11 protein-coding genes are annotated in these 13,178 nt (G+C 66.3%); 3 read left to right on the top strand and 8 right to left on the bottom strand.

All coding sequences use genetic code 11. The features are described 5' to 3' along the window. Positions 1-6 precede the first annotated feature (6 nt). A complete protein-coding gene (locus LK10_RS04865) occupies positions 7-1,998 on the bottom strand; it encodes a potassium transporter Kup (RefSeq protein ID WP_231567605.1) in 1,992 nt (663 codons plus the stop codon). 201 nt (positions 1,999-2,199) lie between these two features. Here LK10_RS04865 and LK10_RS04870 point away from each other — a divergent pair, with 201 nt between their 5' ends. Beyond that, the gene (locus tag LK10_RS04870) at positions 2,200-4,413 is read left to right on the top strand and encodes an FUSC family protein (protein WP_043120624.1); all 2,214 of its coding nucleotides are present in this window, start codon (positions 2,200-2,202) and stop codon (positions 4,411-4,413) included. 16 nt (positions 4,414-4,429) lie between these two features. Here the strand turns inward: LK10_RS04870 and LK10_RS04875 are convergent, their stop codons facing one another. From LK10_RS04875 to mltG, 4 genes are all read right to left on the bottom strand, one after another. Continuing rightward, entirely contained in the window at positions 4,430-5,005 is a 576-nt protein-coding gene (locus LK10_RS04875; protein WP_043120626.1) for a dihydrofolate reductase family protein, read from the bottom strand. 108 nt (positions 5,006-5,113) lie between these two features. Continuing rightward, on the bottom strand, positions 5,114-6,004 hold the full coding sequence (locus LK10_RS04880; RefSeq protein WP_043120628.1) for a diacylglycerol/lipid kinase family protein: 891 nt from the start codon (positions 6,002-6,004) through the stop codon (positions 5,114-5,116). Positions 6,005-6,080: 76 nt separating this feature from the next. Further along, positions 6,081-6,638: a TetR/AcrR family transcriptional regulator gene (locus LK10_RS04885; RefSeq protein WP_052206970.1), complete on the bottom strand. Its 558-nt coding sequence runs from the start codon at positions 6,636-6,638 to the stop codon at positions 6,081-6,083. Between the two features lie 150 nt (positions 6,639-6,788). Continuing rightward, complete coding sequence (mltG, locus tag LK10_RS04890; protein ID WP_081998287.1) at positions 6,789-7,985, bottom strand: endolytic transglycosylase MltG; 1,197 nt, start codon at positions 7,983-7,985, stop codon at positions 6,789-6,791. Positions 7,986-8,244: 259 nt separating this feature from the next. Here mltG and LK10_RS04895 point away from each other — a divergent pair, with 259 nt between their 5' ends. Continuing rightward, positions 8,245-9,684 carry an amino acid permease gene (locus tag LK10_RS04895; protein ID WP_043120632.1) on the top strand — a complete coding sequence of 480 codons (1,440 nt, stop codon included), beginning with the start codon at positions 8,245-8,247 and terminating at the stop codon, positions 9,682-9,684. A gap of 65 nt (positions 9,685-9,749) precedes the next feature. Here LK10_RS04895 and LK10_RS04900 read toward each other — a convergent pair whose 3' ends face one another. Then, entirely contained in the window at positions 9,750-10,610 is an 861-nt protein-coding gene (locus LK10_RS04900; protein ID WP_231567607.1) for a MurR/RpiR family transcriptional regulator, read from the bottom strand. A 108-nt stretch (positions 10,611-10,718) separates the two neighbouring features. After that, the gene (locus tag LK10_RS04905; RefSeq protein ID WP_043120646.1) at positions 10,719-11,966 is read right to left on the bottom strand and encodes a pyridoxal phosphate-dependent aminotransferase; all 1,248 of its coding nucleotides are present in this window, start codon (positions 11,964-11,966) and stop codon (positions 10,719-10,721) included. A gap of 190 nt (positions 11,967-12,156) precedes the next feature. Here LK10_RS04905 and LK10_RS04910 point away from each other — a divergent pair, with 190 nt between their 5' ends. Further along, on the top strand, positions 12,157-12,762 hold the full coding sequence (locus tag LK10_RS04910) for a dihydrofolate reductase family protein (protein ID WP_043120635.1): 606 nt from the start codon (positions 12,157-12,159) through the stop codon (positions 12,760-12,762). Positions 12,763-12,786: 24 nt separating this feature from the next. Here LK10_RS04910 and LK10_RS04915 read toward each other — a convergent pair. Then, on the bottom strand, positions 12,787-13,178 hold a 392-nt coding region (locus tag LK10_RS04915; RefSeq protein WP_043120648.1), incomplete at its 5' end, for an SDR family oxidoreductase.

Genomic DNA, 13,178 nt, shown 5'->3' on the forward strand with positions numbered 1-13,178 from the left:
GCTCGCTCAGATCTCGACGTCGCTGCCCATCGTGACGGTGCGGAGGGACGGTAGCCGGAAGCGCGCTGCCGGGTCAGCGGCGTTCCGCGCGATCATGACGAACAGGCCACGCCGCCATCGGGTCATCCGAGAGGGGTGGCTGGTTCGGATGGCGCCACGGGAGATGAAGTACGAGGCGTCCTCGAGTTGCTCCGGCTCCAGGTCCAGGGCTCCGACGGATACGGCGGTGCGCAGGGCCCCGGGGAGGTCCGGTGCTTCGCTGAAGCCGAACCTCACGATGAGGTGCTCGATTCCGTCTCCGGAATAACCCAGATCGTCCCGCGTGAACGACTCCGACACGGGCACGTACGGGACGCGTTGGAAGACTGCGGAAACGATGATGACGCGCTCATGCAGCACGTGGTTGTGCTCGACGTTCGCGCGCAACGCGAGGGGCGTCGTATCCCGGTTCGGATGGGGGAAGACTGCCACGCCGGGGACGCGCGGAATGTCGTTCACCCGGACTGCCTCGACAAAGTCCGCAAGCGAGCCTTCCTTGACCTTCCGGTCGTCCACCACGAACTGCCGCCCACGCCGCCACGTGGTCATGACGGTGATGACGGCCGCAGCGATCAGCAGCGGCACCCAGCCGCCCTGGGCGACTTTGGACAGGTTTCCGGAGAGGAAGGTCAGCTCGAGCCCGCCGAATGCGATGCCCGCCAGGATGATCTTCCACGGGTGCCAGTGCCACAGGGGCCGTGCGACAAGCAGCAGCAGCAAGGTGTCGGTCGCGAGCGCTCCTGTGACCGACACGCCGTACGCGGTCGCTAGCCGGGCAGAGGAGCCGAAGGCGAACATGACGGCTATCACGCCGAGGAACAAGAGGAAGTTCACGACCGGCATGTAGATCTGGCCGCCTTCCCGCTCCGAGGTCTGCCGGACTGTGAGCGGTGGCAGGAGCCCGAGTTGAACGGCTTGTCGCGACAGTGAGAACGCTCCGGAGATGACGGCCTGGCTTGCGATGATTGTCGCCACCGTCGCCAGGATCACGGCTGGGATGCGCGCCCATTCGGGAAAGAGCAGGAAGAAGGGGTTCACGCGGGTCCCGGGGTTGTTCAGCACCAGAGCGGCCTGCCCGAGGTAGTTGAGCGTGAGCGACGGGAACACAAGGTAGAACCACGCGCGCCGAATGGGCCCACGCCCGAAGTGCCCCATATCCGCATAGAGGGCCTCGGCGCCGGTGATGACGAGGACCACCGCCCCCATCGCCACGAATGCCATGAACGGGTGCGCGACGACGAACGCGACCGCGTACGTGGGCGACAGACCCGCAAGGACGAAGGGATGCTGGACTACCTCCGCGAGCCCGACCACGGCGAGCACCAGGAACCACAGCACCATGACAGGGCCGAACAGGTTGCCCACCTTGCCGGTTCCGAACCGCTGCACTATGAACAGGGCGGTCAGGATCACGGCAGAGATGGGAAGAATCAGATGCGCGATGGCGGGGGCAGCAACCTGGACGCCCTCCACAGCGGAGAGGACGCTGACCGCGGGTGTGATGATCGAGTCGCCGTAGAACAGCGCTACGCCGACGATGCCTACCACGATCAGGACGCCCGCCCTCCGTCCCAAATTCGAGTAGAGGCGCTGGGCGAGGGCCGCCAGGGCCATCACCCCTCCCTCTCCCTCGTTGTCAGCCCGCATCGCGACGCCCAAGTACTTGATGGAGACGATGATGGTCAGGCTCCAGAAGATGAGCGAGATGACGCCGTACACGTCGCCCGTCGTCGCGTGGACGATGCCGCCGTCGAGCGTGAAGACTGTCTGCAGCGAGTACAAGGGGCTTGTGCCGATATCGCCGAACACCACCCCGAGCGCAGCGACTGCGAGGATGACGCCGCCCCCCGGCAGAGGGTGTCCATCGACACGCCGCCCCTCGGAAGTGCCCCGAACGGCAGGCTTTGCGTCAGGGCCCTTGGGGATCGCCCCATTCCCTGCCCTCATTGGTCCAGTCATTGATCTTCCCTGGTTGCCGGATTCTTCTTCCGTTCCTGTCTGCTCGCGTGCGGGCACCTCCACTCCTTACCCGTCCGGGGCCTGAACACTCGCCAAACCCGACACTGCCTTATCTGCCGGCTTCAGATATCGGATATAGGGTTATAGCCGGTGTCGTCTCGGACACCGACAATACCGCTTGGATGCGAGGGGAGGACGGCATTGATCTCCCGGCCTGGTCTCCTGCGCAGGGCCGCCGACATCGCCGTCGCCTCCGATCCGGGCCTCGGCAGGCTCCAGCTGGGTCTCGCCGGGGCGGGCAACGTGGCCGCATGCATGCTCGTCGGCAACGCGCTCGCCCTGCTGCTTCACGCTGGCGCTCAGGGCACGGTCGTGTTCATGCTGCTCAGCAGCGTCATCGCAATGATGGGTACGAATGCGCTCGTCGACCATCGCATCAAGGCCAACGCGATCACGGCCGCGTACTTCCCTGTCGCCATGGGCGCGGGCCTCACCGCGGGCACGCTGCTCGCTCCGAGCCAGCTGGCCTCTCTCGTCGGCTTCGTCGTCGTCATGTTCCTTGCCGTGTGGGTGCGCCGCTTCGGGCTGGCCTACTTCTTCTATGGCTTCATGCTCTGGAACGGCTACTTTTTTGCCTCCTTCCTGAAGACGACCCTGGCCGCGCTCCCCGCGATGCTCATCGCCATCATCGTTGCCACGGCTGTCGTGCTCCTGCTGAGCTGCACCCTGTTCAGGCGGCATCCTCGGCGCACTCTCGCTGCCGTCTTCCGCAGCATGAACGCGCGCCAGCGGGGCCTTGCGCGTGCGTGCATCGCTCTGATCGAGGCCGATCCGGGGAGCTCCGCCGCCGATCGCGCCTCGCTGGCCGTCTTCCGTGCCCGAGCGCGCGTGACCGAGGCCGCGCTGATGAGCGACGGCTGGGCAGCACACGCACCGGCCCTTCCCGAGGGCTGGACGGCGTCCACGCTGCGCGCGCGGCTGCTCGAACTGCAGCTCGGTTTCGATCGCCTGACGATCGGAGCCCGCCAGCTCGCGGCGGCCGATGCCAGCCCGGCCGTGCGCCGCGCCGCGATCGACGCCCTCGGCGCGCTCGCCAACGCGAATCTCGCGCGGGCCCGTGAGATCGCTGCAGGCCTTCCCGAGCTGGCCGCCGACGAGCCTCGAGAGGTGCAGGCGGCGGCTGCCCGCCTGCAGCGGGGCTTCAGCATTGTCACGTCGGTTCCCAACCGGCCCGCACTGAGCCGCGCCGTGCAGGAGAACGAACCTGAGTTCGTGCCGGCGGCCGGGCTCGTTCTCGGGCAGCTGCCCGGGACGCCGAGCGTTGCCTCCGATGTGGATCCCCGTGGCGGCAGCTGGAATCCGCTCACTCGCCTGCAGTTCGCAACCAGGCAGGCCGTGCAGGTCGCGGTCGCCGGGATGCTTGCGATTTTCGTCGGCAGCCTCATCAGCGGCCAGCGCTACTACTGGGCCGTCATCGCCGCGTTCGTCTCCTTCGCAGGCACTGGGACGCGCTTCGACACGATCCGCAAGTCGCTGCTGCGCGTGCTCGGGACCCTGACCGGCCTCGTCGCAGGCATCCTCGTCGCGCACCTCACCAACGGCCACGTCTTCCTCGCGCTGGCCGTGATCGTCGCGAGCATCTTCTGCGGCAACTACCTCATGCGCATCTCCTACGCGTACATGATCTTCTTCCTCACGATCATGCTCAGCGAGCTGTACGCCATTCTCGGCGAGTTTTCCGACGCGCTCCTGCTGCTGCGCCTCGGCGAGACCGCCGCGGGTGCCGCCGTCGGCATCGTCGTCGCCCTCGTCGTGACGCCGGTGAGCACGCGCGACACCATCAAAGCGGCTCAGGACTCTGTCGTCACCGCAACGGCCGAGCTGCTCGACACGCTGCATGAGCGCGCGCTCGAACCCGCTTCCGTTGCGGGAGACGCCGTCGACGAACGCGTCATCGCCGCAGACAATCAGCTGCGCAGGCTCGTGCTCGTCGGCGAGCCCCTCACTCGCTACCAGGTCTGGGAGAACCGTCCCCGCGCCATCCGGCGCCGCCTCACCTTGGTCGCCAACGTGGTGGCGACGGCGCGTTCCCTCACCGAAGCAGTGCGCAGGCTGCCCGTTGCCGACGACGAGCTGGCCGCCGAGATTGCCAAGGTCTCCGATTTGGCGCGAACAGTTGCGGGAGTCACGCCAGACGGCGCAGCGGAACCAGACGACGCGTCGGAGCAGGGCGCATTGGCCCACCGCTCATCGGCCCACGGCGCATCGGCGCGAGACATCGCATCGGCACCGGATGCGCCCGTGCGTGCCGGAGAGGCGCTCGATCCCAGCGCTCGGGCTATCACCCAAGGCTTGCCGACCCAGGCCTACTCCACCCTCGATCGCCTGCAGACGCTGCTCCGGGAACTCGCGTAGCCGTTGCTCGCCTGCCTCACTCGGAGGCCCCCACGTCGTAGACCATCTCGACCAGCGCGTCGTCGTACGTGCACGCCTCCCGCAGCGAAAGCTGGAGCGGTGCACCCGAGCCGAACCGCCGGCCTTGCCCGATCATCGACGGCGCCACCACGAGTCGCAGTTCATCAACCTCGCCGAGGTCGAGGAGCTCCCGCACAAGGTTCAGGCTTCCCCAGCAGCCGATATCGCCCTCGGACTCTGCCTTGATACGCCGGATCGCCTCGCCCGTGTCACCGGAGACCACCTCGCAACTGCCCAGATCGCCCCACGGCGCCTCCGTGTGGGAGTGGGAGAAGACATACCGCCGGAGGGAGTTCAGAGAGGGAGCCAACAGTTCGTTGGCCGAGGCGTCCGTGGGCCAGAATTTGCTGAAGCCCTCGTAGGTACGAGCTCCCATGAGCATGCCCGAGAGGCCCTCGATGAGCTCGCTCTGTCGTCTCGCGAAGCCTTCAGCCGCTCCCCCGATGAAGGGCTCCATGAACGAAGTCCTCCCCTCCGGGTCCGCTGCGAAGCCGTCCGCGCTGATCGTCTCCTGAACTATGAGCCGTCCCATGGGGTCCACGGTCGCACCGGGGACACTCGCCAACAAGGGTTGGGGCAGCCGCCGGTTCCCTGGCGCGGTCTCAGTTGTTCAGGGCGACGCCGGGGAGGGCCGGGCTGGTCAGCGCGGCACGCGGATCGTGAGCGCCCCAGGGTCGACGCGGATGGAGACGAGCTTGCCCTTCCCAAGATGGTCTCCGTCGAGCTGGATATCATGCGGGCGGCTCGCTTCAATCCTCACCCTCGCGCCCTTGAAGTGGCCAAGTTCGGGTGGGGAATGGCGCCGGAACCGGCTCAGCAGCGTTCCGACGACCCGGAACCAACCCAGAACCCCGTGAGGTGCCACGCTCAGAACGTCCACGATGCCGTCGTCAGGCTTCGCGCCGGGGAAGACCTCGACATTGCCCTGTATCCGCCCACAGTTGCCGACCATGACTCCCCGTTGGCGGCGTGCCACGGCGAGGCGGCCGTCCACCTCGACGCGCATCCGATAGGAGTTGCCTATGATGCTCTGCCCTGCGGAAACAACGTAGGCGAGCCAGCCCGCCTTCGCCTTGAGGTCATCGCTCGTGTTCGCCATGACAGTCGCGTCGAGACCCATTCCAGCCATCACGACGAAGGCGAGCTCCTCGTCGTCGTCCGCAGCTGCCCAGGCGACATCGATATGCCGCTCCTGGCCCGAAACCGCCACGGCGAAAGCGTCCACAGGGGCATCGACCGGAATGCCGAGGTTCCGGGCCAGAAGATTCCCCGTGCCGAGCGGCACGACACCCAGCGGGACCCCTGTTCCCGCGAGTTCACCAGCCACAGCCCGTACTGTGCCGTCGCCGCCGGCGACCACCACGAAATCGGCGCCTCCTTCGAGAGCCTGGCGGGCCATGCCGCCACCCGGGTCCTCCACCGAGGTCTCCAACACGGCGGGCTGCGCTCCCTGCTCCGCACAGTACCGGCGGAACATTGCCCTGATCTCCTCAGCCCCCTGCTTGATCGGGTTGACGATCAGTACTGCCACATGCCCTCCCGGTGCTCGCTCCTGCCTTCGACACTACAGGCCGAGCATTCACGCCTTCGCCAGGGCCTGGACGGCTTCAGGCCTCCGAAGGGCGGTAGAGAGCAACGAGCCGCTCGGCCATGCGCCTGCCTCTGGCAAGCCCCTCGGTGTCCCCTTCGACGGCGGAGACCAGAGCGCCCTTGATGACGAACTGCAGATCCCGCGCGAACTCGCCCGGGTCGAGGAGGCCCGCTCTCTCGGCCATCGCCGCGAGCCCGTTCCGGAAGCGCTCGATATAGCTCACGCATGCTTGCCCGACCGGGCTCTGGAGGCCTGACTCGATGAGGATGTGGATGAATGAAGCTCCGATGGGAAGGCGTCTCGCACAGGATGTGTCCAGAACGTCGAAGACGCCGACCATTGCATCGGGCCCCGATCCCCTCGCCAAGACGGCCTGCTCAATGGCGGCTCTGCGCCGCTCGTACATCTGGTCGAGATAGTCCAGGACGAGTTCGTCCTTCGAGCGGAAATGCTTGTAGAAGGTGGCCTTGGCTACACCCGAGGCCTGGATCAGCTCGTCGACACCCACGCTCCGGGTGCCTCTCTCCGCGAACAGCGGGAACGATGCCTCGCGGATCTGCTGCTTCGCGTCCAACGATTGCCTCCCTGCCAGACCTGCAGTTGGTAACCATAGGTGCTGTTATGGGAAAACAATACCCAAAGCCCCTGTAGAAGGCGTGAGCGTTTTCGCTGCATCGCGGCGAGACGACAGATCCAACCGGAGCGCCCCCGCGGCAGCCTGCAGTCAGTGGCACTTCCCGGGGTTGGCGGTGCACCACTGCTGGTACTGGGCGACGTTGGCCTGATGCTGGGCATACGTCGAGGCGAACTTCGTCTCGCCCGTGTCCAGGTTCACGGTGACCCAGTACAGGTAGTTGTTCGGCGTCGGATGCGCCGCCGCCGCGACCGCCTTCGCCCCCGGCGAGCCGATCGGCCCCGGCGGCAGCCCCGGGTGCACGTACGTGTTGTACGGATTGGCCGGATCCGCCTTCTGCGCGTCCGTGAGCTGGACCGTCTTGGTCCCCAGCCCGTACGTGACCGTCGCATCCGACTGGATCAGCCCGTTGGTCTGGTCGTTCGGCTTGAGCCGGTTGTAGATCGCCCCCGCCACATTGCCGTAGTCCGCCTGGCCGCCCTCGGCCTGGACGATGCTCGCCACGATCAGGTCCTGGTACTGCTTGGTCGGATCCGTGACCCCGTCGGCCTTGAGCTCGTCCACCGTGGTCGAGACCAGCTTCGCGATGATGTCCTTCGCCGGGGTCCCCACCGGGAACTTGTACTCCCCCGGGGCCAGATAACCCTCGAGGCTCTTCGCCTGCGGCGGAAGGCCGAACTGCTGCGGCTGGCTGTTCAGCGCGTTCAGGTCGTTCGGGTTCACCCCGGCAGCCTGCGCGATCGCAGCCAGCGAATCGCTCACCCGCATGCCCGCACTGAGCGCGAAATAGATCACCGGAGCCGTGTTCCCCGCCAGGATCTGCGCCGCGTCCGAAGACTTCATCTGCTTCTTGAACGTGAAATCACCCGGATGGATCTTCCCGTTGGCATCCGCAAAGGCTTGTACGAAGGTATCTGCATCCGCGACGACGCCGTCCTGCTGCAGCTCCTGCGCCACCTCTAGAACCCCGCTGCCGGGCTTGACCGTGACCGCGACCTGCCCAGAGCCGGGGCCCGGGTAGTCGGTCACCTTGTCCATCCCAAGTGCTGAGCGCAGCGCCAGTGCAGTCAGGACCGAACCGGCTACGACGAGGGCGATGGCCACTCCCATGGCGATCGCGGCGTTCCTGAGCGGACGGCCGCGCCCGAATCGGCGCTTCGACCCCGGCTGACCAGCAGGGCCGGAAGTGGGCTCCCCCGGCTCACTCTCAGGGGCCGGGACTCTGCTGGGCCGAACTGTCGAGAGGATTTGGGCGGCACCGAACCGCGTCTGACGCTTCGAAGTCATCAGCGGTGCCCCTTGCTCCTGTCCTGGTCTTTCCTGTCTTCCTGCAGCGGCGACTTGAACTCGAAAATTCTTACCCCTTGCTTAACCCAGTGAAACTACCTGCAGGCCGCGCGCTTGAGAAGGATCCCACAGATCACCCCCATGCAGCTAAAAATGCTATCTACGCTAGCTAGGCAAGTTTACTTGCATCCGGCGGGGTTTTGCTGTTCGATGGCTCGGGGCGTTAGCTGCGTCACATCCCTATGACCGGAAGGGCCACATGGCTGCATCACTGTTGAGGTCCCAAGACCTCAAGCACTCGATCAACACCCGCCAGCTGACAATGATCGGCATCGGGGGCGTCATCGGCGCTGGTCTTTTCGTCGGCAGCGGAAGCGTGATCGCGTCCGCCGGACCCGGCGTCGTCTTCGTGTACCTGTTCGTCGGCCTCATCGTCATCCTGGTCATGCGGATGCTCGCCGAGCTCGCGACCGCGAGCCCGGAGACTGGCTCGTTCTCGACCTACGCCTCCCGTGAGCTGGGTTCATGGGCCGGTCTTGCTGTCGGTTGGCTTTATTCCTTCCACTGGTGCATCACGGTCGCCTTCGAGGCCATCGCGGGCGCTGCCATCGCGGCCCAGATCGTTCCCGGTGTCCCGACCTGGCTGTACGCCTTGGCCTTCATGCTTGTCCTGACCGGGGTAAATCTGGCTGCGGTGACTTCGTTCGCCCGCTTCGAGTTCTGGTTCTCCATGGTCAAGGTCGCGGCAATCGTCCTCTTCATCGTGATCGGGCTTGTTGCTGCCTTCGGCCTGCTTCCGCACTTCGCTTCCCCCGGGGCCGCCAATCTCCTCGGCCGGGGAGGTCTCTTCCCCCACGGAGCCACGCCTGTTCTCCTTGCGACGCTGACCGTCTTCTTCTCCTACTTCGGCACGGAGCTCGTGACCATCGCAGCAGGTGAGGCGAAGGACCCGACCACCGCGGTGCGCCAGAGCATGCGCAGCGTGGCGCTGCGCATCATCATCTTCTACGTCGGGTCCATCCTCGTGGTGGTGACCCTCATGCCCTGGAACGCCGCAGAGGTAACGAAGAGCCCATACGCCGCGGTCCTGAACGTGCTTGGCATCCCGGGTGCCCAGACGGTCATGAATCTCGTTGTCCTCACAGCAGTCCTCTCGTGCCTGAACTCGGGGATCTACTCCTCGTCCAGAATGCTGTTCTCCCTCTCGCGCCGCGGCGAGGGGCCTAAGTCGCTCGGCCGCACGGGACGTTCGGGGGTGCCGGTCGCTTCTGTGCTCGCAGCCTCGAGCGCGGGTTTCCTAGCCGTGATCGCGAACTACTTCCTTCCCACGGGGACGGTCTTCACGTTCCTCATCACGTCGTCCGGTTCCGTCGCTGTCGTGGTGTACCTGACGATCTCCCTGACCCACATCGTGTCCCGACGGCACAAGACCCCGGAGGAGGTCCGCGCCCTCAAGGTCAGGATGTGGGGCCACCCGCACCTGTCCTATCTGGTAGTGGCGGTGCTTGCAGTCATCGTCGGCGGGATGGCGCTGTCACCTGCATCCCGCACACCGCTGGCGCTTACCGCCCTCGTCACCGCGATCGCAGTCACGGCCGGCCTCCTCCACCAAAAGGCTCGGAAGACCGCGACTGTCCCCGCGCTCGTCATGGCCCAGCCAGAACCCCTGGAAGCAACGGAAGCCGCACCCTCTGAATGACAGCCGCCCCCGGTGCCGCGCCCTCGAGAGCGAGGGCGCGGCTGCCGTGTTCAGTCCTCGCAGTATCAGTCCTCGTAGTAGACATGGAAGTCTGCGAGCAGCTGCTCATCGACCAGAAGCTCTTGCCGGCTGCGCGTGCCGAGGTGAAGTGCCACGGCCGTGGCCAGAGTCTGAGCGACCGAAGTGAACACCGACAGGGACCGCAGGATGGTCACGCCCTCGGTTTCCAGATAGAACGTGGTGTCCGCGAGGCGGGCTAGGGGCGACGCCGGGTCGTCGGTGAGCGCGATCGTCGCGAGGCCCCGTTCCTTGGCGTGCTCGAGGGCGCGGACCGTATCGGCTGTGTAGCGGCGGATCGAGACGGCCACGAACGCCCCCTCGGGATCGAGATCGCGAAGCTGGTCGACGAACATGCCCGCCGCCGGAGAGATCTGCTCCACCTGGCGGCGCACCAGTTTCAGCAAGTAGCTCAGAAGCTGGGCGATGGGGGCGCATTTCCTCAGCCCCATGACGTAGACGGAGGATGCTTCGGCGAGCGTTCTGACGGCGTTGTCCCAGTCTGCTTGGCCGATTCTCGCGTAGCTCCTAGTCAGGTTGTCCTTCTCGTGCTCGAGAACGGCGCTGAAGAGGGACTCCTGCCCAGTGCGCTGCTGTGCTCGTTCAAAGCGCGAGACAAGGTTCGCCTGGCCCGAGAGGTGGTCTCGGCATAGCCGCACGAGGGCGGGATATCCCTTGAGCCCGAGCATCGTGGCGAACCGGACCAGAGACGACTGGTTGACGCCCGCGACCTTGGCGGTCTCGGCGATGCTGCGAAGGGCCGTCCCCTCAGGATCGGAGAGCAGGACTGTCGCGATGCGCCGCTGCCCGGGAGCGAGTGCTGGCATGCGCTCCTGCAACTCCGCTTGGAGCTCTTCGTAGGTTCCCACGGCCAAAGGCGTCTATCCCTTCCGACGGAAAATGCAACAGGCACACTGTTCCCGCAATTGTAGTTGCGGGAACAGTGTGCCCGTTGCAGAGATCCCTCAGGGCCCGCGTCAGGAGACCAGGTCTTGGAGTGCCGCGCGCAGGTGTTCCAGAGAGCCGGCAATCCACGGCAGCTGGAGGGGATCCTCCGCACGGAGCGACGCCCAACGTTCCTGTTCGCTGGTTCCGTAGAGCAGGCTCGTGGCCACCCGCGCGCGGAGGGCAGAGGCGTCGTCGCCAAAGGCGGCACCCGGAAGGACGCCGACGGCGTACCGGTCCAGGAGGACCGCGGCGAGTTCCTCGCTGGTTCGGACGCCCTTCCGCTCGAGCGTGGCGCGGACGGGTTCAAAATCGGGATAGATATAGAAGCCGGCCTCGGGACGGCGGCATTGGGCTCCTACGGCCAGGAACTCGTCGCAAACAGCATTCGCGACAGTGGCGTGCAGGCGAGTGGAGCGTTGAATGTGCTCCCGGACGGCGTCCGGCTCGGAGAGTACGTGAGCGGCGACGGCCTGCATCGGGGCTGCAAGGCTCGACCAGACTTCGCTCGCGATGCCGATCATGTCCTGCAGCACCGCGTCCCCCCACTCATTGCTCGGGACCCGAGCGAAGCCGATGCGCCAGCCCCCCAGCGCCAAGGACTTGGACAGTCCGGTGGTGACGATCGTTCGCGATTCCAAGTGGGCGCTCGCAGAGGGCGCAGACGCGCCCGAGTGCACGGTCTGGGCGTAGATCTCGTCGGAGATGACGGCGAGCCCGTACTTCTCAGCGATGCGGCAGAGCTCCCGGACGTCGCCCTCGCTCGCGACCGTTCCGGTCGGATTGTCCGGCACGGTCAGGAGGAGGATTCCGGGGTTCCCGCCCCTGGCCCTCGCTTCAAGGATCGCGGACTCGAGCAGCGCCGGGTCTGGAATCCCTCCCGACCTCGCAGGAATCGGGACCTCGACGACGGGCTTGCCCAAGAGGGCCGCCTGGGCCGCATAACTGACCCAAGAAGGGCGGGCGAGGATCAGATCACCTGGAAGCGCGGCGATCGCCGCGAAGAGCAGCGCCTTGCTCCCGGGAGCGAAAATGATCTGCCCAGCCTCGGTGGCGAGCCCCCTTCGGCAGAACCAGCCGGCCGCAGCCTCCCGCGCCTCTTCGGAACCAACGACGGCTCCGTAGCCGTTTCTCCCCACGGCACTGCGGAGCGCCTCCGCGATGAAGTCCGGCACCGGCAGCCCAGCTTCGCCGAAACCGAGATGCAGCACTTCCTCCCCCGCGGCCCTCCTCTTCTGGATCGCCTCATTGATGGCCAAGGTGGCCGAGTGCATCGTCATCACGAGCTCCATCCGCAACTAATCTTGCATCGATTACTAAGAACGATAGGTTAGTTGCAATGGGGGGTCAAGGACGACGACGCGTCGCAAGCGTGCGGGACCGAATCGTAGGGAAGGTAGCATCACGTTCTAGAGGCTGCAGAGTTCACGCACGGCCGCTCGCAAGTCGCAATTAATCAGGAGGTTCGCGGTGCCGGACACCACCTGTCATATGTCGATCTCGCTGGACGGCTTCGTCGCCGGGCCGGACCAGAGCCGCGAGGACCCCTTGGGCAAGCGGGGGCTCGAGCTGCATGGCTGGCATATCGGCGACCCGCGAGCCAACGACGCCGACAAGGTCGCCGCCGGGTGGCTCATGCGCCCGCGGGGCGCATACGTGATGGGTCGGAACATGTTCGGGCCCATCCGCGGAGACTGGGATGAGGAATGGACCGGGTGGTGGGGTTCCGAACCGCCGTACCACGCGCCGGTGTTCGTACTGACTCATCATCCCCGCGACCCCATTCAGATGGACGGCGGCACTGTCTTCCACTTCGTCACAGAGGGCTTTGACGCGGCCTACTCCGCGGCATGCGAGGCCGCCGGGGACAAGGGCGTAGACATCGCGGGCGGAGCCTCGACCGTGCGGCAGGCCCTGAGCGCGGGCGTGATCGACGAGCTCACCCTGGACATCGCGCCGGTCCTGCTGGGTTCGGGCGAGCGCATCTTCGACGGGCTCGAATCCTTCGGATTCGAACCCGCCGAGGTGCTTCACTCACCGCTCGCCACCCACATCCGCTATCGGCGGTTCGGCTAGCTTCCCGAGGGCCTCGGGAAGCGATCACAAGGTGGACCACCCGCCGTCGCTCGGGAGCACGGCGCCGTTGACGTTTGCGGCGTCGTCGCTGAGCAGCCAGGCGATGGCGGCGGCAAGCTGGTCGGACGTTGCAGGGGCGGGGATTGTGGTCTGCATGATTGGGCCGAGCCGGCGCGCCGCGAAATCGGATTTCATCGGTGCTTCGATGTTCGTCAGGACCGCCCCTGGTGCGACGGCGTTCGCGCGGATGCCCGAGGGCCCGTAGAAGAAGGCGATGCTCTTGGTCAGCCCCGCCACCGCGTGCTTCGAGGCCGTGTAGGCGACGCCGGCCGCCGAGGCGCGCAGCGCGGCCTCGGAGGCGACGTTCACGATCGCGCCGCTGCCGGCGTCGAGCATCGCGGGGAGGACGGCCCGTG

This window comes from Sinomonas humi, assembly GCF_000802235.1.
Classification (GTDB): Bacteria; Actinomycetota; Actinomycetes; order Actinomycetales; family Micrococcaceae; genus Sinomonas; species Sinomonas humi.